The sequence below is a fragment of the Echinicola sp. 20G genome (assembly GCF_015533855.1).
GTDB lineage: Bacteria > Bacteroidota > Bacteroidia > Cytophagales > Cyclobacteriaceae > Echinicola.
The window spans coordinates 2,571,042-2,594,457 of record NZ_AP024154.1; the positions used below are offsets into that span (position 1 = coordinate 2,571,042).

At 41.6% G+C, this 23,416-nt stretch carries 26 protein-coding genes; 6 read left to right on the forward strand and 20 right to left on the reverse strand.

What is annotated here, in order from left to right:
* The first annotated feature begins 100 nt into the window (after positions 1-100).
* The gene (locus JL001_RS10830; protein ID WP_192008085.1) at positions 101-526 is read left to right on the forward strand and encodes a DUF1573 domain-containing protein; all 426 of its coding nucleotides are present in this window, start codon (positions 101-103) and stop codon (positions 524-526) included.
* Between the two features lie 71 nt (positions 527-597).
* Here the strand turns inward: JL001_RS10830 and JL001_RS10835 are convergent, their stop codons facing one another.
* The gene (locus tag JL001_RS10835) at positions 598-2,487 is read right to left on the reverse strand and encodes a DUF294 nucleotidyltransferase-like domain-containing protein (RefSeq protein WP_200976098.1); all 1,890 of its coding nucleotides are present in this window, start codon (positions 2,485-2,487) and stop codon (positions 598-600) included.
* A 209-nt stretch (positions 2,488-2,696) separates the two neighbouring features.
* Here JL001_RS10835 and JL001_RS10840 point away from each other — a divergent pair, with 209 nt between their 5' ends.
* Entirely contained in the window at positions 2,697-3,359 is a 663-nt protein-coding gene (locus JL001_RS10840; protein ID WP_200976099.1) for an HAD family phosphatase, read from the forward strand.
* A 265-nt stretch (positions 3,360-3,624) separates the two neighbouring features.
* Here the strand turns inward: JL001_RS10840 and JL001_RS23235 are convergent, their stop codons facing one another.
* The 11 genes from JL001_RS23235 to JL001_RS10890 all read right to left on the reverse strand — a co-directional run bounded on the left by JL001_RS23235 (position 3,625) and on the right by JL001_RS10890 (position 11,684).
* Positions 3,625-3,750: a hypothetical protein gene (locus JL001_RS23235; protein WP_255545456.1), complete on the reverse strand. Its 126-nt coding sequence runs from the start codon at positions 3,748-3,750 to the stop codon at positions 3,625-3,627.
* A gap of 43 nt (positions 3,751-3,793) precedes the next feature.
* Entirely contained in the window at positions 3,794-4,945 is a 1,152-nt protein-coding gene (locus JL001_RS10845) for an RDD family protein (RefSeq protein ID WP_200976100.1), read from the reverse strand.
* 181 nt (positions 4,946-5,126) lie between these two features.
* A complete protein-coding gene (locus JL001_RS10850; protein ID WP_200976101.1) occupies positions 5,127-5,471 on the reverse strand; it encodes a protein-tyrosine-phosphatase in 345 nt (114 codons plus the stop codon).
* Position 5,472: 1 nt separating this feature from the next.
* The gene (locus tag JL001_RS10855; protein ID WP_200976102.1) at positions 5,473-5,766 is read right to left on the reverse strand and encodes a hypothetical protein; all 294 of its coding nucleotides are present in this window, start codon (positions 5,764-5,766) and stop codon (positions 5,473-5,475) included.
* Positions 5,767-5,944: 178 nt separating this feature from the next.
* On the reverse strand, positions 5,945-6,853 hold the full coding sequence (locus JL001_RS10860) for an abortive infection family protein (RefSeq protein ID WP_200976103.1): 909 nt from the start codon (positions 6,851-6,853) through the stop codon (positions 5,945-5,947).
* Positions 6,846-7,196: a hypothetical protein gene (locus JL001_RS10865; RefSeq protein ID WP_200976104.1), complete on the reverse strand. Its 351-nt coding sequence runs from the start codon at positions 7,194-7,196 to the stop codon at positions 6,846-6,848. The genes JL001_RS10860 and JL001_RS10865 overlap by 8 nt, the downstream gene beginning before the upstream one ends.
* 219 nt (positions 7,197-7,415) lie before the next feature.
* Positions 7,416-8,204 carry an SGNH/GDSL hydrolase family protein gene (locus JL001_RS10870; protein WP_236252778.1) on the reverse strand — a complete coding sequence of 263 codons (789 nt, stop codon included), beginning with the start codon at positions 8,202-8,204 and terminating at the stop codon, positions 7,416-7,418.
* Between the two features lie 6 nt (positions 8,205-8,210).
* The gene (locus JL001_RS10875; protein WP_200976105.1) at positions 8,211-9,266 is read right to left on the reverse strand and encodes an LD-carboxypeptidase; all 1,056 of its coding nucleotides are present in this window, start codon (positions 9,264-9,266) and stop codon (positions 8,211-8,213) included.
* Positions 9,267-9,287: 21 nt separating this feature from the next.
* Entirely contained in the window at positions 9,288-10,598 is a 1,311-nt protein-coding gene (locus JL001_RS10880) for a D-alanyl-D-alanine carboxypeptidase (RefSeq protein ID WP_236252779.1), read from the reverse strand.
* A gap of 15 nt (positions 10,599-10,613) precedes the next feature.
* Positions 10,614-11,006, reverse strand: coding sequence for a DUF423 domain-containing protein (locus JL001_RS10885; RefSeq protein ID WP_200976106.1), 393 nt, complete (start codon positions 11,004-11,006; stop codon positions 10,614-10,616).
* 3 nt (positions 11,007-11,009) lie between these two features.
* On the reverse strand, positions 11,010-11,684 hold the full coding sequence (locus tag JL001_RS10890; protein ID WP_200976107.1) for a YggS family pyridoxal phosphate-dependent enzyme: 675 nt from the start codon (positions 11,682-11,684) through the stop codon (positions 11,010-11,012).
* 93 nt (positions 11,685-11,777) lie between these two features.
* On the opposite strand from JL001_RS10890, the gene JL001_RS10895 reads away from it, so the two are divergent.
* Both JL001_RS10895 and JL001_RS10900 read left to right on the forward strand, forming a co-directional pair.
* Complete coding sequence (locus tag JL001_RS10895; protein WP_200976108.1) at positions 11,778-13,319, forward strand: GH3 auxin-responsive promoter family protein; 1,542 nt, start codon at positions 11,778-11,780, stop codon at positions 13,317-13,319.
* The gene (locus JL001_RS10900) at positions 13,289-13,954 is read left to right on the forward strand and encodes a LysE family translocator (RefSeq protein WP_236252780.1); all 666 of its coding nucleotides are present in this window, start codon (positions 13,289-13,291) and stop codon (positions 13,952-13,954) included. The genes JL001_RS10895 and JL001_RS10900 overlap by 31 nt, the downstream gene beginning before the upstream one ends.
* A gap of 37 nt (positions 13,955-13,991) precedes the next feature.
* Here JL001_RS10900 and JL001_RS10905 read toward each other — a convergent pair whose 3' ends face one another.
* The 3 genes from JL001_RS10905 to JL001_RS10915 are packed head-to-tail and all read right to left on the reverse strand — an operon-like array spanning position 13,992 to position 16,795.
* Entirely contained in the window at positions 13,992-15,038 is a 1,047-nt protein-coding gene (locus tag JL001_RS10905) for a VWA domain-containing protein (protein WP_200976109.1), read from the reverse strand.
* Positions 15,025-15,924 carry a hypothetical protein gene (locus tag JL001_RS10910; protein ID WP_200976110.1) on the reverse strand — a complete coding sequence of 300 codons (900 nt, stop codon included), beginning with the start codon at positions 15,922-15,924 and terminating at the stop codon, positions 15,025-15,027. The genes JL001_RS10905 and JL001_RS10910 overlap by 14 nt, the downstream gene beginning before the upstream one ends.
* On the reverse strand, positions 15,917-16,795 hold the full coding sequence (locus JL001_RS10915; RefSeq protein WP_192008047.1) for a DUF58 domain-containing protein: 879 nt from the start codon (positions 16,793-16,795) through the stop codon (positions 15,917-15,919). The genes JL001_RS10910 and JL001_RS10915 overlap by 8 nt, the downstream gene beginning before the upstream one ends.
* A 108-nt stretch (positions 16,796-16,903) precedes the next feature.
* Between JL001_RS10915 and JL001_RS10920 the strand changes: the two genes are divergently transcribed.
* Positions 16,904-17,239 (forward strand): DUF4296 domain-containing protein, encoded by a 336-nt coding sequence (locus JL001_RS10920; RefSeq protein WP_200976111.1) that lies wholly within the window; start codon positions 16,904-16,906, stop codon positions 17,237-17,239.
* 4 nt (positions 17,240-17,243) lie between these two features.
* Entirely contained in the window at positions 17,244-19,634 is a 2,391-nt protein-coding gene (locus tag JL001_RS10925) for an endonuclease MutS2 (protein WP_200976112.1), read from the forward strand.
* Between the two features lie 4 nt (positions 19,635-19,638).
* On the opposite strand, the gene JL001_RS10930 is transcribed toward JL001_RS10925, so the two are convergent.
* Genes JL001_RS10930 through JL001_RS10950 form a run of 5 tightly spaced genes read right to left on the reverse strand, consistent with a single transcriptional unit; the run spans position 19,639 to position 23,411 of the window.
* Positions 19,639-20,076, reverse strand: coding sequence for a nuclear transport factor 2 family protein (locus tag JL001_RS10930; RefSeq protein ID WP_200976113.1), 438 nt, complete (start codon positions 20,074-20,076; stop codon positions 19,639-19,641).
* Positions 20,073-20,546 (reverse strand): hypothetical protein, encoded by a 474-nt coding sequence (locus JL001_RS10935; protein ID WP_200976114.1) that lies wholly within the window; start codon positions 20,544-20,546, stop codon positions 20,073-20,075. Before JL001_RS10935 ends, JL001_RS10930 begins: the two co-directional genes overlap by 4 nt.
* A 55-nt stretch (positions 20,547-20,601) precedes the next feature.
* On the reverse strand, positions 20,602-21,237 hold the full coding sequence (locus JL001_RS10940) for an ATP-binding cassette domain-containing protein (protein WP_200976115.1): 636 nt from the start codon (positions 21,235-21,237) through the stop codon (positions 20,602-20,604).
* 3 nt (positions 21,238-21,240) lie between these two features.
* A complete protein-coding gene (gene lpxA, locus JL001_RS10945) occupies positions 21,241-22,020 on the reverse strand; it encodes an acyl-ACP--UDP-N-acetylglucosamine O-acyltransferase (RefSeq protein WP_200976116.1) in 780 nt (259 codons plus the stop codon).
* Positions 22,017-23,411 carry a bifunctional UDP-3-O-[3-hydroxymyristoyl] N-acetylglucosamine deacetylase/3-hydroxyacyl-ACP dehydratase gene (locus JL001_RS10950; protein WP_200976117.1) on the reverse strand — a complete coding sequence of 465 codons (1,395 nt, stop codon included), beginning with the start codon at positions 23,409-23,411 and terminating at the stop codon, positions 22,017-22,019. Before JL001_RS10950 ends, lpxA begins: the two co-directional genes overlap by 4 nt.
* Positions 23,412-23,416: the final 5 nt, after the last annotated feature.

A 23,416-nucleotide genomic window follows, 5' to 3' on the forward strand; every position in this document is an offset into this window, starting at 1 on the left:
GAATCGTTCTAAAGAAAGGGGCAATATGCGAAAGTGAAGTCCCGTTTTGGAATGGTAATTGAGAACAGACTTAATAGTTAGCAATTAAATACAAACTAAGATGAAAAAGTTAATTCTAGTGTTTGTCGTTGCTTTTGCTGCAATTGCAGTTCAGGCACAGGCGCAAGGTGTGGCTGAAAAAGCCGAAGCCAAGAAAGAAGAGGTGAAAGGCCCAGTGATCACCTTTGAAGAAACCGAAAAGGACTTTGGTGAAATCACACAAGGAACCAAGGTGGAGCATACTTTTAAGTTTACCAATACGGGAACTGAAGTGTTGAAGCTCTCCAATGTCGCAGCTACTTGTGGCTGTACGGTGCCTAAGTGGCCAAAAGAGCCTATCGCTCCAGGGAAGTCTGGTGAAATTAAAGTAACCTTTAATTCAGCTGGAAAAATGGGCAACCAAAGAAGTATCGTAAGAATTTACTCCAATGCTTCTGAACCCATTGAGAAAGTAGCTTTGATTTCAAACGTTATTAAGAAAGGTTAATCAAGCCTTTTACCATACATTAACCAAAAGCAGGACTTTAAAGTCCTGCTTTTTTTATGCCTGGATTTTCATTAAAAGATGGTATTGGTAAAAGCTATCTTGACCTTCATCTGAAAGTTTTTGATCACTTTGAAGATCTCTATCAGGGTGACTTTTTCAATTTTGGTAAGACTTTCTATGCTGACAAAGTTTTCAGGTTCTACCTTATCCAGCATGATTTGTTTTGCTTGTCGGTCTAACCTGAGCCCCATCAGGTAATAATAGGCCTGTTTAAGCTCTAAAAGTTCTTCTTCGGTGATGATGTCATTCTCCGCCAAGGCTTCCAATCTTTTACCGGTATTGGTGAGGAAGATTTTGTTTTTTAAAGCAAACACTCGGGTGATGTCCACTATTGGTGTCATGGCTTTTTTGATATCAAACACTTTTTGTTCTCCTACCGTAAAGGTCCTGATTCCGCGGAAGAAAGTCAGGGGCGGCTCATATTGCAAAGCATTAGTGGCCATGTTATAGAAAAACCTTTCCAAGGGAGCTTCCAATTGCTGTCCCATGTATTCATGGAGTTCGTCCAAAATACTGAAATCACCATAAATGGGCCTTTTATCAAAAAAGGTGGAATACTTCATGACCGTTTCTTGGGTAGATTCCATCATCCAAGCGTCATAGTTGCGCTTCCAATGGGAGAGAGAATGGGTCCATTTGGGGTTTTTAGCCATAAAGCCTCCCTTGCAAAAGCTAAAGCCTATGGCGTTAAGGTTTTCGGATACCTTATCTGCAAAGTCCAAGAAATACTCCCTGACAAGTTCCCTTTGTTCATTGGCTTTGTCTTCATAGATGATGGCATTGTCCTGGTCGGTTTTGAGGGTTTGCTCCTTTCTTCCCTCACTGCCTAAAGTCATAAAAACAAACTTGGACGGGGGAGGTCCCACCTGATGGATGACATCATCGATGACACGCAAGGCAATGGTGTCCGACACCGTGGTGACGACTTCATTTACCGTTTCGGACCTGACGCCCCTTTGCAGGAGTTGTTCCACAATGGCCGGAACCTGGGCCCACTTTTCCTTAAGTTCAGGGATGGAAGTGGCCTGTTTTACGGACTGGATAAACAGGAAAGGAGATTGGGACTGCTCACTTAATAATTTATTCCTGGAGATAAAGCCGACATATTTCCCGTTTTTGGAAACCAAGAGGTACCTTGTTTTGGTCTGGAACATCAGGAGGAGGGATTCATAAATATAGGCCTCTGTGTCAATGGAAACCATATCGCTTTTCATGACTTCCCGAATAGGTGCAGAAGTAGGCATGTTTTTCCCAATCACCAGGTCCCTTAAGGTGATGTCTGTAGCATAGCCCACGATCTCCCCAGCGTCATTGGTGACAAAGATACAACTGGTCTTTTCCTCAGTCATCAGCTGGGCTGCTTCCATAATGGGGGTGTTTTCTGGACAAGTGACCAGTTCCCTTGGGTTTAGCGCATCCACTTTGTGTGCATAAAAACTATCCGAGGTAATGTTGTTTTGCTGGGGATAGTAAGTGGCTCCCTTGATAAAGTGGACAAACTCCGGATCTAACATTCTTTCTCCAAACTCTCTGACGAAATGGTTTCTAAAAGAGGGTGCCTCTTCGCAGAGTTTGAAGAAGTCGTCTTTTCCGATTCTCAGGACTTTGGTGTCCGGGAGGGTGTCCACCGTTTGAAGAGAAATGCCTTTGTTATAGAGGTAGGAGATGCCTCCGAACCACACGCCAGGCCCATAAATTTCCACCCTGCGTTTTTTTTGGTTTCGGTCGTAGAAATACCCCTCGTAACCACCCTCCAGAACAAAGTCAAAACCTTCCATGCCAGAGTGGTTCTGGAGGTAAAGCCGATGTGCTTTGGGATAGGCTACATCCTTGAACAATGGCCTGAGCCATGTTTTGGTTTCATCAGGAAGAGACTGAAAGGGGGCGGTGGAATCCAACATGGACGCTTTTTTTTAATTGATTTATCAAAAATGTGAAATTCCTCAGTTTAAACTAAAGTACTTGAGTTCCCCATAAAGTACAAAGCTTTTGGGCAGAATATAGGATAGTGGATGATAAAAATATAATTCGTGCCTTTGCCCAGAACCTTTTTTTGGGGCTAAATGTTTATTCAACTTATTCAAAGCTACTAGAAAACCATTTTACAACCATGAGCAATAAAGAATTGACGTTTATTTTTGATATGAATGGGACGATCATTGATGACATGCACTTCCACACCAAGGCATGGCATAAGCTGTTCAATGAAGATTTGGGCGCTACCATTTCCTGGGATGATGTGAAGTTGGAAATGTATGGCAAGAACCCCGAAGTATTGGATCGGGTATTTGGCCAAGGATATTTTTCTGAAAATGAGGCGGCCAAATGGTCCATGGAGAAGGAAAGAAGGTACCAAGAGGAGTACTTGCCTCATTTGGCCTTGATCAAAGGCTTGGACACTTTCTTTGAAAAGGCACAAGCAGCAGGGGTCAGAATGGCCATTGGATCAGCCGCGATTCCCTATAATGTAGACTTTGTGTTGGACAACCTTAATATCAGAAAGTACTTTTCTACCATAATCACAGCTGATGATGTAAAGGTCAGCAAACCTCATCCGGAAACCTTCCAGCTCGGTGCGGAGGCTTTGGGTGTGGAGCCAGAAGACTGTATCGTTTTCGAGGATGCCCCCAAAGGCGTGGAGGCTGCCCAGAATGCCGGGATGAAAGCCGTGGTGCTGACCACCGCCCACCCCAAAGAAGATTTCGAGCAGTATCACAATATCCTGGCCTTTATCGAAGATTATGAAGATCCGTTTATCAAAGATTTGATTTAAGGGGAGAGATAGATAAATACCCCTAAGAAGTAAATGCATAAGCTTACTTCTTAGGGGTATTTTATTATAAACAAACTCCTGTCATTACAGATTGGTGAGGATAGGTTGAGGTAAGTAAAAATTACGCTCATTTCGATTCCTTTCAAGAAGTAGGTGGGGAGATCTGTCTTAATTGCCACAGAACATCAACCATACAATCCAAAAACCACCTTGCTTTTCCGCCCAATTGGCCAAAAACACAAAAGGGGAAAAGCTTTTTCCATAATTACCCCATTCCCACAATCAATTCGTTCAACACTGCATTAAGGCCTGCCTCATGTGGAGGTTTCCCGTTTTGGAAGGCTTGGGCTGTTCCAGCCGTCATAACGTTCCGGCTAAAGAGAGTTGCCATCCCTTAGGGAAGTTATGATTGTTCAGCTATTGTTAGTGGCTGGTTATTGTTCAAAATTTTTCGTTTCAGTTCTATTAAATGATGCTAATGTCATGTCAAAGCCATAGTGCTTTTTGATTTTAACATTATCAAGTCGATTCACCCTTAACTCTTTTCCTTTCAAACTTTCATATACTTCGCTTGTCAATCCATCATTTGCAAAAAATGAACTTGGTCGAATTGTGATGTCTAAGCTTGTAATTCCATTTGTAGTGTTTAAACTAATTCCTTCTATTTCAGCAACACCATCAATTTCTTGAATATCAGAAATTATACTTTCAAAAGTTGTCATGTTTTCATTTAAAGTTTTCTCAAGCTGTTCGGCTTGTGCTTCAAAATCACTCATATTGTTTGTAGTATTTAGGCGAGATGACAGGTTCAGAATTATGAAAAGAGCAATAATTCCAGAAGCAATGAAGTAGTATGTTTTTAGTTTCTTATTTGGGTATACGAAATTGGTCTTTTCGCTATTTTCAGAGCTGACAAATGACTTAGTTATTAAGTCATGGAAACTTCTTCTTCGTTCTTTATCAGTTATTAAAAAGTAAAAGATCCCTATATAGTATGCATACCTTAATCCAGATAATATACCGAAAGAGTTAAAAGACATATTATCCAAAATGTTGAGCAAAAAGAATGGGGCAATTAACAGGCTATATCGAACTAAAGAATTGGTGAATTTTAAAGATTGAAAATTGTAGTCCACAACCTTTATATGCATTACATTCTTACCGATTGTCTTTTTACCGATTGAGCTATTAAAAACAGCAAAGTATCCAAGAATAATTATCATACTAAGAATCGGTTCCCAAGGTGTCTTAACTAGTGGAGTACCAATAAGTAAAAATCCAGTTAAGTAGCTTAATCCAGACAAAATAGCTAAGTCAATTAAGAGTGCGATTATTCTTTTTGCCACGGGAGAGAGTTCTGTCTCTTTTTTTCTCACCTCTTCAATGACTTTCTTTTCTTCTATACGTGTTTCAATTATTTCAACCGCAGACTTCTGCTCCTCGGAAAGTTCTACTTGTCGTTCTTTTAAAAGTTGAGTCGCAGCTATAACTGCATCTTCTGTATATGATTTGGTATCATTTAAAATTCGTTCAAGTTCAGAATCTGCCTTCTTTTGAAATTTCTTGTAGAAGTAGTTGTTCTCCATATTTCTTATTTGCCGCTAACGTTAAGCTATGATGAGTGGGGATTAAATAGCACTAACCTCTCGTCTCATACATAGCCACATCTTGATTTAAATTTAAAACTTGTGGGGGACTTTCCAATCCCCACAAAACTATCCTGACCGATAAAACCCCATTGATACATAGCATGTGTTAGCCACTTTTTTAGATTTTATAGACAACTTCCAGCGTTGAATTTATCCGATCAGTCAGCATTTCAATTAGCTCTGCGTCCAAATATTCGTATTCATCTTCGATGTGCAGAACTTCAATTTCAGGAAGTTCTAAGTGTCTAAAAGTTCTAGAAATTCGTCCACCTTGACCGTCTTCCATTACAAATATCATATCTGCCCATTCAATATCACGATCTTTGATTTGGCGTTCACTTTTTGGGCTTAGTCCAACTGAGCGTATGTTGAAACGTTGATCGTTCTTAAATATGTGTTCAGCAGTTCTGCTTCTTCGTTTATTACGACCACAGACGACTAAAAGATTGGGACGTTCGTTCATATCATTCGGTTTCTAAGTGGACAATTAGTGTATCATTCATAACCGAAAATGCATTTTTACTGAAGTTGTAATTGGAATCTGCTTTTTGCTTGTAGATGATTTGATCGTCATCAAATTCAAGTGTTAATTTGAAGTTTTGATATCCATGTTTCGTTACTTTAATAGTTCTTTCTGTAAGATCCCCAGTTACTCTACGCATATGGTAAAAACCAGTAGAATCAGTTACAAAATCGTATGGTCCAATTTGGATTTCCACAGAGTCTAATGGCTTCTTAGTAGTTCTATCAATTACCAAGACTTTTTGATCTGTGAAATAATCGCAGGAGTAAGAAATTATAGCAATTAGAATTATGAGAGATTTCTGTTTCAAGTTGTGCAATATTGTGGCTAACGCTTAATGTATGAATCTGTAGCTTTGGTTTGAGCGTTTGCTTGTGCGGCTATGATTTCATACATAATGTTGTAGCCAGTTTTTATTTCTTGAGTTCATATGTTTCTAATAGATAAACCGCCAAAGTTGATGCTGCACCAACTGCTAGTTTAGCATGTCTAGGTTGTAACCCTCTAAAATTTCCGTCCTTACCATGTCCACTCCCATACTCGTTTCTTACCTCTGCGATTCCTTGAACCACTGAAGATAGACTTCCTAATATTTGCTTTATTGAACTGGCTGCTTTGGTCTCATTGGGTATGTCATTTGGTGTCAATTTCAACAACTTAGTAGTTTCTTTCATTAATCTTCCCAAATCCCAATCCTTATTATATTCTTCTTTTCTTCCTTCAAATATTGATTTGCAACAAGTTTCAATAAGTTCTTTTGATAGACCTATAGATACGTGTGGAGCAGCTTCAATAGAAGATTCCATTAGGTTTATCTGTTGGGTAACATATTCAGCGTTCAGGAATTTCTTTATATCAGCTCCTTTTTTCTCAATGGAGTCTTTTCCTGTCAATTTTAGATGCCCAACAAAGATTGGTTTATCTGATATTCTAGTTTTTTCAATTATTTCAAAATTATCGCTCTTTAAATTATCGTTAAAAAGTTGAACCATTTTTATGGCTTCAGCAGTGTCAGGTCGCACTAAAGGGTGAACCGTTTCGCATAAAAAGTTTAAGAAATTCGAGTCATCGCATTTTAGCAGATTAAACCTTTCATCATTAAATATCCAGTCATCAGACCAATCATAAGGATTGTTTATTCTGTGTTGCCAAATATCTCCTGCGGCATTATCAAATCGACTATCCGATGATGGCATCTCGTCCAGGTTGAATATTCTTGATAGAAAATCAGGTTCTTCAAGTCTGCCAGACCACCAAAAACCTTCGACTTGAATAAAGTCAAAGATGTTTCTTCTTGTTACTTCTGATATTTTATTAGACATCTTTTTCTTCAATTAATTCAAGCCGTAATTCGGGTTTCAGGGTGATTTTTATGATATAGTTTTCAGAAGTTATCATTAGTCTTTTTTCTTCTTTCCTATCACTTAATATAGATAGAGATGAAACACTATTTAATTGAATATTTGACAATTCTAGAGAATCACTTTTGACAAAAAACTTTACTTCTCCACAAGAAGGACAGATTTTGACAGTAAATGATTGATTTTTCTCATTGACATACTGATAAGTAGATTCATTATAGAAAAATGGGATAACATCCGAATCCAAGGACATTGGTTCACATTCAAAAAATGACATTAAATCTACTTCGTCTGGGTATTTCATTTTCTAATTGGCTACAACGAGTGAATATACGCATTGCGCCTACATCCTCTATATCTATATTCTTTCAAAAAGCCTTTTAAAACTATTTAAGGTCAATATATTTATTTTTAAACACTTAATACCTGTTTGTAAGCATTTGCAAATGTCTATATCCTCTAAAACTAAAAAATGCCACGTTAAAAAGAAATACCCCGATTGGGGTAAATTGATGCTTAACACCTAAAATCTGATTTCCTCCCTGATCAGGTCGGCGAGTCGCTCTGCCCAGGATTTGTAGATCAGTCCACTAGGGTGGAGGCCGTCGGCGGCTTGGTTTTCGGGGTAGGCTCCGATCTGGCGGTACTCTTGGGTGATGTCCAAATAATGCACTCCCTTGGAATGGCTGATTTGCTGCTTGGCGGTGTTATAGGCGGTGATTTCTTCGGCCACTTTTTGTTTGTCGACATTTTGTTGGCTGGCAAAGTCGGTGACTCCCCAGTCGGGGATCGAAATGACAATAACTTTGGTGTTGTCCCCACCCGCAAAGGCAATGGCCTGGTCTAAAAGCACGGTGAACTCTTCTTTGAAATTGGCCACACTTCGGCCCCTGTATTGGTTGTTTACTCCGATCAGCAAGGTGACCAAGTCATAGGTATTCCCTTCGATTTTGGCGGCACTGATCCCTTTTTGGAGTTCGTCCGTCGTCCAGCCGGTTGTGGCGATGATCTGGGGACTTGAAAAGGGGTGTGCGGCCAGGGTGGAGACCAGCTGATGGGGATAGTTTTCACTGGGCTGTACTCCTTCTCCAATGGTGTAGGAGTCGCCCAAGGCCAGGTAGGTAAGTTCGTTTTTATTCATGTTTTTGGAAGGTGTCTTGTTGGATGGCGGCACATTAGTGGGTTGTGTGGATTGGTGAGTGGTACAAGAAAATAAGAGGGAGACCCATAAGAGTGACCAAAGAAAATGAATTCTATTAAGGTTATTGGTGAAAACTGAATTGGTAAGTGTTAGCACATTATTTTTATTCAAATGAATTTAGGATTGGAAAATTTTCTCGGTCATTTCAAAGACACCAAGACCTGCATCCATCTTGACCTTGGCTCCAATGGGGACAATAAACTGTTTGCTGACATGTCCGATCATGGCGCCGCGATAGGCCGGAATACCCAAAGGCTTGATGTAATCCTGAAGGATCTGCCATATAGTTAACGAACCATAGCCCCCGGATGGATCACAATCCGAGCATTGTCCAAAAATAAACCCTTTGATTTCATCCAATGCTCCCATCAGCATCAAGGTGCTCATCATCCTGTCAATGCGGTAAGGGTCTTCCCCTACGTCTTCCAAAAAAAGGATTTTATTTTTGAAATCTGGAAGGTAAGGGGATCCGGCCAGTCCTGTCAGAACCGTAAGGTTCCCACCTACGATTACCCCTTCAGCTGTTCCCGGCGTGATGGTTTGAATACGGTTTTTCTTGACGATCAAGTCATCTCCCTTTTCCTGCTCGTTTTCAAACTTCACCAATTTCTCTTCAAAGAACATTTGCTCAAACTGTTTCACATTAAAGCTGTTCCAGCTTCCAGTACCATTCGGTCCGTGAAAGGTAATCAGCCCTGTTTGGGCATAAATGGCATTATGGATGGCCGTGATATCACTGTAGCCGAGGATAGGCTTGGGGTTCTTTTTGATGGTTTTATAGTCCAGCAAGGGCAGTATCCGGGCCGCTCCGGAACCTCCCCGAATGCAGATGATGGCCTTTACCTCTTTGTTGGCAAACATGTCGTTGATGTCTCCGGCACGGGCCTCGTCTTTGCCGGCCAAATGGCCATAACGGTCTGTCAAATGCTGGCCGGGGAGCACTTTAAACCCCAGTGCTTCTAAAGTTTCTTGGGCAAACTGAAACAAAATTTCATCATTGCTAGCAGAAGATGGACTTACAAGTCCTACAGTATCTCCCTTTTTGAGTGGCATGGGCAGTATGGTTTTGGCGTCCTCTGGGTTTTGGGCAGCCAATACATCGCTTTTTAATGCCATCATCGGAGAAAGTCCAGCGGTAAGTCCCAATGCTTTTATAAATGTCCTTTTGTTCATGTTTGAAATTTTTGATTGAATTTAGAAATTATCCCGGATATACAACAATACCTTCTCCATCTCTGAAATGACTTCCTTTGCTTTGTAGGGATAGTTATTGTTCATAAAAGCAAAAGCATACAGCTTGTTTTTGTGGGTTTTGAGGAAGCCTACCAAGCAGTGGTTATTGCTCATGGTTCCCGTTTTTGCGAATACATAAGGTGTGGGAGCTCGATAGGCATTTTTTAAGGTTCCTGTCCTTCCTCCCTGGGGCAATAGGCGGAATAAAGTGGTGTCTGGAACAATCCGGTAAATTTTTTCCGCGATACTAACCATGTCACTTGGGGTAAATAAATTGTGCCGGGAAAGCCCGGATCCATCTACCCATTGGGGCTGATCCGGTAAATCAAACAGGAAGTTCTCCAATAAATATTCTATGGTCTCGGCATCATTCATTTCCATAAAGAGTTCATCGGAAACCATCAGCAAAAGCTGTTCTGCCAAGAAATTGTCACTTTCATGAAGCATTTCCCGGTAAAGGCTGTCCAACGGAATCCCTTTTAGGATAAAATGTTCCTCGGGAAGCTTTTCCTTGGAAAGGATTACCTCCTTGCCCAAAGCCTCACTGGCGAGCAATGCAAAAGTCTCCGGAGAAGTGATAAAGGGAACTTTGGATTCCTGCTTTCTGTAGATCTGGGGATTGTAATAGAAATTGTTGCTGTGAAAATCACGCTCTATGTCTTTGATTTCCTTAGAAGTAACCAATAGGTTTTTGGAAAAAAGCTTGGGGCTGATTTTTGGGGCTTGATTTTTAGAATCCACAGTGACCAAATTGCCATAGATCGGAAGGGGAGACCTTTCCGCAGAATAGCTATAATAATAATCATCCCACTGCCAGCCATATCCAAAGGGGTTTTCTTTCCAGTTGTCGTCCGAAAAGTAAACTTTATCAAATGCAGAGAAGAAAGCATTTAGGTCTTGCTGTGGCAATGGTTTGTAATGCCAGGAAGGATCTCCTGTGCCCCAAATAAGCACATCCTTGCCTTTGGGGATATAGCGAAGCTTTTTGGTGCTGTCTCCCAAGACCATCAGGCCAGCATAAAAAGTAAAGAGCTTGGTGGTGGAGGCAGGGATAAAGCTCAAGTGACTGTTATGCTCAAACTTTATATCCTGCTCATCCAAATCATAAAGCGCAAAGCCTGTTTGGTGGTGGCCAAAGAAGGACTGTGCTCCCAAGAGTTGTTCAAGGTCTTTCTGGATTTTGCTGTTACTTTGCCCAAAAAGTGAAAGACTGATGGACAGCTGCAACAAGAAAAGTGTAATGATCCTTTTTAGCATATGGTACTTTTTCAACGACGCAGAACTTGGTTAGGCTTTGGTTTTGATATTTGGTTTTACACCCAGAAAGAGAAGCATCCAGCCCACGATAAAAGCTACTCCCCCAATAGGCGTGATGGCTCCCAGCCAAGTGATCCCTGTGGTGGACAAGACAAATAGGGAGCCAGAGAATATGATGATGCCAATCAAAAAGGCGTTGACGCTGGCATTAAGGGCCTTTTTTTGCCCAAGCTTAACCTGCAGCAGACCAACCATAAATATGGCCAAGGTATGGTAAAACTGATACTTTACCGCAGTTTCGAAAGTGTCCACCCTGCCCATCTTTTCTAAAATTGGGGCCAAGCCATGAGCACCAAAGGCTCCAATGGCTACTGAAAGTGCCCCTAAAATGGCAGCAAGTCTAATTGTACTGACGTAATTCATGTTTTATTGATAATTTCTTTTTCCAAAAATAGCACTGCCGACCCTGACCATGGTACTTCCCTCTTCTTGGGCGAGTAAGAAGTCTCCGCTCATGCCCATTGAGAGTTCTTTGAGGGCCAGGTTTTCCGGAAGCTCCAGGGTGTTGAGCTGATCCATGAATTTTTTCAGCCCTCCAAATTCAGCCCGGACGATAGCTTCGTTTTCGGTATTGGTGGCCATGCCCATCAAGCCTATGATTCTGATGTTCTTAAGTTCATCAAAGGCCTTTTCTCGGACAAGGGAAAGGACCTCTTCTTCGTCAAAACCAAACTTGGTCTCTTCTTTGGCAATGTGGATTTGCAACAAGCAAGGAATCACCCTTTCTGACTTTTGCGCCTGCTTGTTGATTTCCTTGAGAAGTTTAAAGGTGTCCACTCCATGAATCAGGTGGATAAAAGGGGCAATGTATTTGACTTTGTTGCGCTGAAGGTGGCCGATCATGTGCCATTGGATATCGTCTGGCAGTTGGGGCTGTTTGTCCACCAGTTCCTGGACTTTGTTTTCACCAAAATCCCGAATGCCGGCATCATAAGCTTCCTGGATATCAGCCACTGGTTTTGTTTTGCTGACCGCCACGAGGAGGCAGTCATTTTTTTTGAATTTCTTTTTTAGGTCAGATAAGTTCTCTTTTATACTCATTCCTTTATTTTTACACTATCAAAGATAGTGGCGAGGGATACTTTAATCAAATAAATATTACATGAACTCAACGAATACTCCCGGCACAAAGATATGGCTATAATAGGTACATTGTTAAAAAAAGGGATTAGGCTAAGGGAATCCTTGGAACAGGAATACAGCTCACCTTTGGAACTTCAAAAACAGGAACTCAAAAAACTCTTGATTACCGCCAACAAGACCCAAATCGGTGAAAAGTATGGTTTTAAGAAAATTTTGTCCCGATTCAGAAAACCAGGAGATGATTTTTACACTGCGTTTGCCGAGGCCGTTCCGATTTATGATTATGACAAAATCTATGATGAATGGTGGCATAAGCTTCAGAAAGGAGAGGCCAATGTGACCTGGCCTAAGGCCATTAAGTATTTTGCTTTGAGTTCAGGAACCTCAGGAAGTGCTTCGAAATATATTCCGATTACCAAAGAAATGGTAAAGGCCATTCGAAAAACAGGCGTAAGGCAAATCCTATCCCTGTCCAAATATGACCTGCCCTCGAAGTTTTTCAACAAGGGCATTTTGATGTTGGGAGGAAGTACGGACTTGGAGTTCAATGGAACCTACTTTGCGGGAGATTTGAGCGGGATTACAGCAGGAAAGCTTCCCATTTGGTTTCAACGCTTTTACAAACCTGGGCAGGAAATAGCGCGCAATAAAAACTGGGGGGACAAACTGGAAAAGATAGTTGAAAATGCTCCAAAATGGGATATAGGGATCATCGTGGGGGTGCCAGCTTGGCTGCAGATTCTATTGGAAAAAATCATTGAGCGGTATGAGGTGGAGACCATTCATGATATTTGGCCCAACCTCAACATTTTTGTCCATGGAGGGGTGTCCTTCGAGCCTTATAAAAAAGGATTTGAGAAGTTACTGGCTCGGCCATTGATTTATATGGAAACCTACTTGGCGAGTGAAGGTTTTTTGGCCTTTCAAGCATTGCCGGATAGAAGTTCGATGAGGCTAGTGCTGAACAATGGGATTTTCTATGAGTTTGTGCCTTTCAATGAATTGTATTTTGACGAAAATAGTGAAATAAGAGATGGGGTCAGGCCACTAAAGATAGATGAAGTAGAAGAAGGCGTGGATTATGCCATTTTGATCAGTACTTGTGCCGGTACGTGGAGGTATTTGATCGGGGATGTGATCAAGTTTGTTTCAGTTTCTGAAAGTGAGATTGTTATTACTGGAAGAACCAAGCATTTTTTGAGTCTTTGCGGGGAGCATTTGTCAGTGGACAATATGAACAAGGCCGTTCGATTGGCGGAGGATGAGATGAATATCAATATTCGGGAGTTTACGGTTTTGGGGATTCCTATGGGGACCTTGTTTGCACACCATTGGTATATTGGTACAGACGATGAGGTGGATCAAGAAAAGCTCAGAGAGGTAATAGACCATCACCTCAAAGCCCTGAATGATGATTATGTGGTCGAAAGAAAACATGCTTTAAAAGAAGTCAAGTTGGATGTTTTGCCTTCAAAAACCTTTTACGATTGGATGCGGTCGGAAGGGAAAGAAGGGGGGCAGCATAAATACCCAAGGGTGCTTAAGGGACCAAAGATGGAGTCATGGCTGACATTTTTGGAGGAACAAAAGTAAACATGGGGATTTCTTTATTGGAAGGTATTGGGATGGGATTGGTGCTGAGTATGATCATTGGTCCAGTTTTTTTTGCGTTGATCCAGAATAGCATTGAAAATGGATTCCGACATTCTGTTTTTATGGCTTTGGGCATCCTGCTGAGCGATTCCATTTATGTATTGATCTCTTATTTTGGAGTGTCTTATTTAACCAATAATCCTTTTTTTAAAGCAGGCTTGGGCTATGTTGGAGGTGCTATAATGATCGGCTTTGGGGTGGTAAGCTTTGTAAAGAAAGGAACCCAGCGTCCTAATTCAGGCGGGCTGCCTGTGCAAGAAGCTCCCAAAAGGAGAAGAGGCTTTATAAAGGGATTAAGCCTTAATGGAGTTAACCCTTTTGTGTTTCTGTTCTGGATCTCAGTGGCTGGCCTCGTTCAGCTCAGGACAAGGTACACGCCTATCGATGTTTTTCTTTATTATCTGGGTGTTTTGTTGACTGTTTTTTCCATTGACTTGGTGAAAGCCTATATAGCCAAGAAGTTGAGTAAATTCATCACGCCAAAATTGATGATGAATATGAATCGGGTCGTTGCGGTCGTGTTGGTTGTTTTTGGGGTAAGGCTTTTGAAGTTTGCCATCGAGCAATTCCTATAGAATAATTAAGGCCTCGAATTTCGAGGCCTTAATTATTCTAATCCAATAGAAAGTTATTGACAAAGGTGCTCTTCAAGCTGAGCCAAATAAAGAAGAATAGGATTCCAAAGAAAAGATAAGGCCTATAAAAGTCCTGAGTCTCTTTGTACCGGGATTCAAGGATCTCAGCTTTCTCCAACTGGTTGATCTGGTCAAATATGTTTTCCAAAGCTCCGTCATCAGATGCCCGGAAAAACTGCCCATTGCCAATTCTGGCCAAGTCGCGGAGGGTGGTTTCGTTCAGGTAGGTTTCTACCATCTGAGGCCTGCCAAAGAAGTCTGTGCCATAGGGGACCATACCGTCCTTACCTACAGCAATGGTGTAAATTTTAATGTCCATGGCTTCCGCAAGTTCTGCTGCAAAAACAGGATCCACATTCCCTGCATTGTTGTCCCCATCACTCAAAAGGACCATCACTTTGGACTTGGAGTTGGATTCCCTCATTCGGTTGGTGGCGGTAGCCACAGCACTTCCGATAGCCGTGCCCTTTGCATCCATCATGTCAAAAGAGATGTCCTCTATCAAATCGGTCAGCAATTCATAATCGGTGGTCAATGGCGCCAAGGAAAAGGCTTCTCCAGCAAAGATGACCATGCCTATCCGGTCACCAAAACGGCCATTGATAAAGTCAATGGCAGTGGACTTGGCCGCTTCAAGTCGGTTTGGTTTGAAGTCCTGTAAGTCCATGGATTCCGAAATATCCAAGACCAACATGATATCAATTCCCTCGGTAGATTGCTCTACTTTTTCATTGGAACGTTGTGGGCGGGCCAAAGCGATGACAACCATCCACAAGGCCAATATAAAGAAGAGTGTTGGTACAAGCCTTAAATAGGTCCAAGGGTTGCTGGAAGATACACTGCCTGGTAAAGAAAGCTCCAGTGAAGGATTCTTCATAAACTTGGTGAACTTTCTGATCAGCAATATCAAAGGAACTACCCAAAGCAAATGAAGCACCCAGGGGTTTTTCCACTCAAAGGAACGTAGGGTTTCCGGTAAAAACCAAGACCAAGAAAACCAATCGATAATACTATTTGCGTTCATGGATTTCTTTGATTTTTTGGTTGTACATTTCCACACAAATCTCTTTTAGCTTGTCACAGGTGGCCAATACATCTTCTGATGGTCGATTGGCGTAAATGATAATTTCAATTTTTCTGAATTCCTTGACGATTTCAGGACGCTCCATGTGCTCTCCAATTTCAGTAGCAGTCCACTCTCTATAAGGTTTTCCTGTGAGGCGTTCCATATAATCTCTCCAGACCCATAGGGTTTCATCAGCAGCCTGTAAACTTGGCTTTTCTTGGAGCGTTTGAACAGTCTCGCTCCATTTGCTGAGGAATTTCTTGTGCTGTTTCTTGAGCTTTCTGGCTGCCCATTGTTTTTGGATTTTCTTTCCGAAGACCACCAAGACAACCAATCCAATGATCAGGATAATGCCAAGAAAAATTAACAAGTAGGGATAGTTGAAATCCTTTTCAATGGAAAGGTATTTGTCATTGTCCTTAAAGGTCAATTCTTCCGGCAATGGCTGGATAGTCAGGGTCAGTGCCAAACTATCATTGTCCGCATAGTGTACCAGGCTATCGTATTTTAAAATCTCGAAAACCGGCAGGGCATAGGTTTTTATAGGATCCAATGAAAAGTTGGACAAATAATATACGGCACTATCCTGCGTAATGCTGTCTGGCGTATAAGAAGTAAAAGTCTGTTTTTCCAAGAAAGAAAAGTCCCGGTATTCGAAGGTCGAATCGGGGAAGACAATATTCATTTTAGTGGGATATTCCGCTTTTAAAACGTACCCAACCCTTTCTCCCAATTTGGCAGAATCCTGAAGAAAATAACCTTCTACCTTCAGGCCCTGAGCGTGAACGGAGAAATGGATGAAATATAATAAAATACTAAAGGTTAATGCTCTGATCTTACCCACGTTTCATGGTTTTATTCCTGTACCTAAACAATTCTATCAAAGGAAGTACAATATCTTCCTGTGTGTCAATGGGGAGATAGTTAATTTGGTTTTTCTTGCATAATTCTTTTAAAGAACTCCTTTCTGTCGTAAAGGTATCGGCAATTTTTTTAGAAAAACTTCCAAAGGCGGTGTTTACCCAAGTAGTTTTTCCTTCTTCTTTGTCAAAAACAGGGATAATGCCCAAGGAGGGCAATGCAGACTCCCTAGGATCGGTCACTTGGATGGCGACCACATCATGCTTTTCAGCCATGGCTTTGAAAGGCCTTTCATAGTCTTGGTCTATAAAATCAGAAATAACAATGATGATGCTTCTCTTTTTGATGAGGTTGAGACAAAAAGTAAACATCTCATTGAGGTTGGTCTTGATAGACTTGTTCTCATGTTTGAAGATGCCCCTAATCACCTTGACCCCTTGCTTCGGGCCTTTACCAGGGAGGATCACTTTTTCTTTCTGGTCCGAAAAAGAAACCAAGGCTACTTGGCTTCCTTCATGGATGGCAGCCAAAGTTAGCACTCCTGCAATTTCTTTTCCCAGGTCAATTTTCTTTCTTCGTTCATCCCCAATATCCTGGGAACCGCTAATGTCCAAGAGAAAATAGACAGACTGATCCTTATCTTCTTTAAAGGTTTTAACAAAAGTCCCATGTCCCTTGGCGGAAACTTTCCACTCGATGGTCCTGATGTCATCACCGTATTGGTAAGGTCTCAGGTCATCAAATTCAAGCCCTGCACCTTTGAAAATGGACTGATAGTCACCCTGAAGATGGTTATTGGCCACCTTCCTGATCATGATTTCGTATTTTCTGAGTTTTTTCAGCAGTTGATTCATGGGCTATTTTATTCCGAAGGCCTAAATTTAATGGACATGTTTGAATAATAAAACGAGTAATGGATATCATGTTACCTAAATTTCAACGGAAATGGCTAATTTTGAATTGTGAAAAAGTTAATATTCTTCTTCGTTTTGGTATTGGGTTGCCTTTCATGCCGTGATGATAAGCAGCCAAAGTATTTGTTGTCTGAGGATGAGATGGTCGGAATCATGGTCGATATCCATATGGCTGAGGGGCTTGCCAGCTCCTTGCCCGTTTCCTATGACTCTTCCAAAAAACTGTATCCGATGTTTGAGAACAGGGTGTTCGAAAAGCACCAAGTGGCCGACACGACCTATACCAAAAGCTTGGAGTATTATTTGAGAGATGCAGAGAAGATGGAGGAGCTTTATGCCCGGGTGATTGATTCTCTGAATGTAAAAGAAAAAGAAGGTAATTAAGTATATGCAATATCCAGATAATCTTGAGTCCAAGATTAATTTTGATAAAATAAAGGATTGGATCAGGGAAGAATGTACCAGTAAGCTGGGTACAGATATGGTTCAAAAGGTGAGCTTCTCCAAGGATCTTAACCTTCTGAACAGGTTGTTGGACCAAACTGAAGAGTTTAGGCAAATTCTTTTGTCAGGAGAGCTTTTTCCTTCTTCGAACTTTTTGAACATTTTCCCTTATTTGGAAAAAGCCAAAATAGAAGGGACTTTTCTTTATGAAGAGGATTTCCATGAAATCAAGCTTTCATTGATCACTTTAAAGGGATGTGTAGATTTTTTCACCAAGTTTCAAGAGGATTACCCACAGCTTTTTCAGTTGCTGGGTTTGGTCAATTTGGACAATACGCTTTTGAGAGCCATTGAAAGGGTACTGGATGATAAAGGGAAAATCAAGAATAATGCTACCAAAGAGTTAGGGCTGATTCGTGGACAGATCCTTTACGAGGAAAACCGGTTGAGAAAGGTTTTAGATAGGATTTTTAGGGAAGCCAAAGCCAAAGGACTGACTCCCGATGATGCTTCTATCACTATCCGTGGAGGAAGAATGGTAATGCCTGTATTGGCCGAAAACAAGCGGAAGATCAAAGGTTTTGTCCATGATGAATCTGCTACGGGACAAACGGTTTTCCTAGAGCCAGCAGAAGTCCTGGATATCAATAATGAGCTGAAGGAACTGGAGTACATGGAAAGAAGGGAGGTTCAGAAGATTTTGATGCAACTTACCGATACCCTCCGGCCATTTATTCCTGAATTGCGCAGTGCTTTTAAGTTTTTGGGAATGGTGGATTTTATCAGGGCCAAGGCAAAGTTGGCTTTGAAGATGAATGCCAGCAAACCGAGTTTGCAGAAAGGAAAAATTATAGAGTGGTACAATGCGCGCCATCCAGTTTTGGAGCAAGCGTTGAAGCAGCAGGACAGAGGGATTATTCCCTTGAATATCCACTTGGATCATAATAGCCGCCTGTTGGTGATTTCAGGCCCTAATGCCGGCGGTAAGTCTGTGACTTTGAAGACAGTTGCCTTGGTTCAATACATGCTGCAGTGCGGGTTGTTGGTGCCAATGGATCCCCATTCTAAGTGCACGGTGTTTCAAAATTTCTTTATAGATATCGGGGACGAGCAGAACATCGAGAATGACCTCAGTACCTATAGCTCTCACTTGATGAGCATGAAGTATTTTACCCAGTTTGCTGATAAGAAAACCATTTTCTTTATCGATGAATTTGGTACTGGAACGGAGCCTCAGTTTGGTGGAGCCATAGCAGAATCCATTTTGTTGGCCTTGAACAAATCAGGGGCTTATGGGGTGGTGACCACGCATTATGGTAATTTGAAGCAAATAGCTGCCAAAAACCAAGGGATGACCAATGGGGCCATGCGTTTTGATGTGGACAAACTGGAGCCTTTGTACCAGTTAGAAATAGGCAAGCCAGGAAGTTCATTTGCCTTAGAAATTGCTACAAAGATTGGTATTTCTAAGGAAATCATTGGATATGCCAAGGAGCAAATCGGTGATGAAAGGGTTCGGTATGACAAGCTCCTCAATAAGCTGGAATCAGAAAAGTCCAAGTACGAACAGATTCTGGTGGAGGCACAACGCAAAGAAAGATTGTTGACCCAAAGGCTCAAAGAGTATAATGAACTTAAGGAGACTTTGGAGAGTAATCAGAAACAGCTGATCCAACAGGCTAAGCTTGAAGCCAAGACTATTCTAGATGGAGCCAATAAAAAGATTGAAGAAACGATCCGTTCCATCAAGGAAAATAAGGCAGAGAAAGAAGCGACCAAGAAGGCAAGAAAGGATTTGGATCATTTGAAATCTGCCATAAAGCCGGATAAAGCAGTTCGCCCAAAAGTGCCTGAAGAAATCAAGGTAGTGGGAGGAGAGATCCAAGCGGGTGACCATGTCAGGTTAAAGGATAATGGAGCCATCGCCCAGGTCCTCTCTGTAAGAAACAAGGATGTGGAAATCAGCATAGGAGACCTTAAGTCCAATGTGAAGCTGAACAGGCTGGAGAAAATATCCAACACGACTTTGAAGAAAGAGAAGAAAGCAATCTCTGCAAGGATGGGTTTTGATACGACCTCAAAGATGAGAGACTTTTCTACAAACCTTGATTTGAGAGGAAAGCGTGGAGAGGAAGTTCTGCCCATTGTCCAGAACTTCGTAGATGAAGGTCATATGTTGGGCCTAAAGGATCTAAGGATTGTCCATGGAAAGGGAGATGGAATTTTGCGGGAAATTACACGTAATTTACTGCGCACCATGCCCGCTGTGGGAAAATACGAAGATGAACATGCCGATAGAGGAGGTTCAGGAGTAACCCTGGTGACCTTAAGGTAATGGCTTAGGGTTGGGGTAGCTTATAGGCTTGTCTGGCAAGGAGTTTCCATGAATTGTCATTCTTTCTCCATATCATCAATATGCCGATTCTGACATTTCCAGGAACCCCACTGTCATTGGTTTCAGCCACCAGAATATGTCGGGCAATTCCAATATCATCTACGACTTCATAAGATTGGTTTTCAAGATCGATGGATACGAAATCAGATTTACCGGAAATAAGGGTGTTGATAAAAGTTTCCTGGTCTTCATTTTTTCCGCTGGAGTGACCATAGGAAAGTTTTTTGTCTGTTAGTTTTTTGAGTTTGGCCTTATCCGGATTGATCATCACACTGGACAACTCCTGAACTGCTTTGACCAGTTCAATGGAGTTTTCTGATTGGGCTTGTACAGAAAAGACAGAAGCAATACAGAATGACAATATGATCAAAAGCTTTTTCATTGGGCTTTTAAGTCAAATCTATAATCTCCAGCCAATGCGGTTACTCTACCATTAGTAGGAGTGGGGACATTGAATTCCAATCTAAGATTGGTTCCCGCTCCAGAAAAGGAGATCTCTTGACCTGCTGCTGGTTGAGAACCGCTTAAGATGATTTTGTCAAAGTTACTTCCAGCAAATGACCAATTTCCACTTGCGTCAAAAAGTTGATTGGCATTACTGGTTGCGTAGGACTTGGAACTGCCACTGGAAGAAAAAGTGATCTCAAAATCAGTAAAATCACTGGTTTCATTCTGGCCATTGTGTGTTACAGATCCACCTGTAACTATCCATGTCTTACTGCCATCTCCTGCTAACTTTTCGATAGCGATTTGTTCAGGAGTTTTGGAAGGAGTAGGGTCATCACTTCCACCACAAGAAAAAATGGTCATGAAAGAAAAAAGAATAAAGGTATAAAGGAATAATCTTTTCATTGTATCTGAAACAGTTTGATAGTCTTCTTGTAAAGATAGTGATATGACTTAAAATTCAAAGTGCTTTTTTCTGCTTATAGTCCTCGATATTCAACGACTTGTTACAGAAGGAGTACTCTTTAGCGTCGTTAGAGCCTACAAAAATAGTTCTATTTTGCCCAAATTTTTGGACCAAATCAAGGTACCAATTGCTGCCTCTTTGATCAAGATTGGAAGTTGGTTCATCCAAAATCAACAGGGGGGCCTCTGAAAAGAAACATAGTCCAAGTTTTAATCTCTGTTTCATCCCTGATGAAAAGTAGGAAACCTGTTTGTTTATGGCTTCATCCAGGTACATTTCTTTAACCATGTCTTCTGGAGACATTCCTGAAATGGGAGTTTTAAAACTAAAATGGAAAGTGAGCAACTCTTTTAGACTGAACTCTTCGGGCAATTCCATATAAGGCGCACTGATGACGATTTTTTTGTAAATGTCCGCGTCAGACACAGGTTGTCCTTCAAAACTATAGGAGATGGATCCTTTTGTAAGTGGATTGGTTCCGGCAAGGCATTTTAAAAAAGTGGACTTGCCGGAACCATTGCTGCCAGTAATGGCAATTTTACTGTTGGCTTCTACATGAAGGTCTAGGTTTCTAAAAATCCAGTCATACTGAAAGCGTTTGGCTGCTTTGTTAAACCTGATTTCCAACATGTATTAATTGATATATCCCTTCATAACTCCTCTTTCTGAGGATCTGATAAAGTTGACGATTTCATCTCTTTCCTTAGTGGCAGGTAGGTTGATTTCTATTTCTTCAAGGGCCCTGCTATTGTTGAGGCTATTCAAGAAAAGGTAACGATAAACTTCTTGAATATGGCTAATGGATTCACTAGTAAAGCCCCTTCTTCGCAAACCCAAAGAGTTAACCCCGGCATAGCTTAAAGGCTCTCTGGCTGCCTTGGTGAAAGGAGGGACATCTTTTCTGACCAATGATCCCCCAGAAATCATGGCATGCATTCCGATTTTTACAAACTGATGGATTGCACTGCTTCCGCCAACAATTGCCCAGTCGTCAATCGAAACGTGCCCTGCTACTTGAACGGTGTTGGCGATAATTACATTGTCCCCAACTGCACAGTCATGAGCGATGTGCACATAAGCCATAAGCAAGCAATTACTGCCAATTTTGGTGACCCTTTTATCTATAGTCCCTCTGCTGATGGTGACACACTCACGGATGGTCGTGTTGTCTCCAATTTCAACGGTAGATTCTTCACCTTGAAATTTGAGGTCTTGAGGAATTCCAGCAATAACGGCCCCTGGAAAAATCTTGCAGTTTTTGCCGATTTTTGTTCCTGGAAAAATAGTGACATTGGAACCGATCCAAGTGCCTTCTCCAATTTCTACATCCTCATGAACCACCGTAAAGGGATCGATAGTGACGTTCTCACCTATCTTGGTATTTTCATGTATTTGAGATAGCTTACTTATCATGCGTCTTTTCTTACAATGCTAGCAGTCATTACGGCTTCACAAACCAATGTGTTTCCAACATAGGCTTCACCTTTCATTTTGGCAATCCCTCTTCTGATAGGGGACAATAATTCACATTTGAAGACCAGAGTATCACCTGGCAATACCATTTTTCTAAATTTACAGCTTTCAATCCCCAAGAAGTAGGTCCAATAATTCTCTGGGTCTTCCACTGTGCTCAGAACAAGAATTCCTCCAGTTTGTGCCATGGCTTCTACTTGTAATACTCCAGGCATTACCGGATTGTTTGGAAAATGGCCCATAAAAAACGGTTCATTGATCGTTACGTTCTTTACACCAGCTACAACCGTATCGTCAAGATAGATGATTTTATCCAATAACTGAAAAGGATACCTGTGGGGAAGGATATTCCCGATTTGGTTAATGTCCAACACAGGAGGGAGCTTGGGATCATAGTGTGGAATATGGCTTGGTCCAACCTTTTCCATGGCTCTTTTGAGCTTTTTGGCAAAGGCTACATTGGCAGCATGTCCAGGTCTGGCGGCTAAGATCTGGGCTTTCAGGGGTCTTCCCACCAAAGCCAAGTCTCCTACCACATCCAGCAATTTGTGTCTGGCAGGTTCGTTTTTATAACGGAGCTCCACATTGTTGAGGATACCTTCTTTTCTCACCTCCACTTGAGGCTTATTGAACATCTTTGCTAAACCTTCCAATTCCTCGTCAGTGACCACTCTGTCCACCACCACGATGGCGTTGTTCAAATCACCTCCCTGAATCAGGTTTTGCTTGTAAAGCATTTCCAATTCATGAAGGAAACAGAAAGTTCTACAAGAAGCAATTTCTGATTTGAACTGACTAATGTCCATGATGGAAGCATGCTGACTGCCCAAAACAGGAGAGTTGTAGTCCACCATGACGGTTACCCTGTAGTCATCCAGTGGCAAAGCAGCCATTTCTACTTCTCTGCCAGAGTCTCTGTAATGAATGCTTTCTGGGACTTCGAAGAATCTTCTAAGAGCGTTTTGCTCTTGTAGCCCAGCGTCTTCTAAAATATTGATAAACTGGATAGAGCTTCCATCCATAATCGGAGGCTCTGGTCCGTCTAACTGAATCAGTACGTTATCGATTTCCAAACCGACCAATGCGGCCAATACATGTTCTACTGTATTGACTCTTGCACCACTCTGCTCTATAGTGGTTCCTCTGGATACATCCACTACATTGTCTACATCGGCGTCCACTATTGGAGAGCCTTCCAAGTCTATTCTTTGAAACTTGTATCCGTGGTTTGGTGGAGCAGGAACAAACGTCATATTGGCAACTACACCTGTGTGAAGACCAACACCGGAAACGGTTACCTGCTTTCCTATGGTATGCTGTTTAACTTTCATCAATG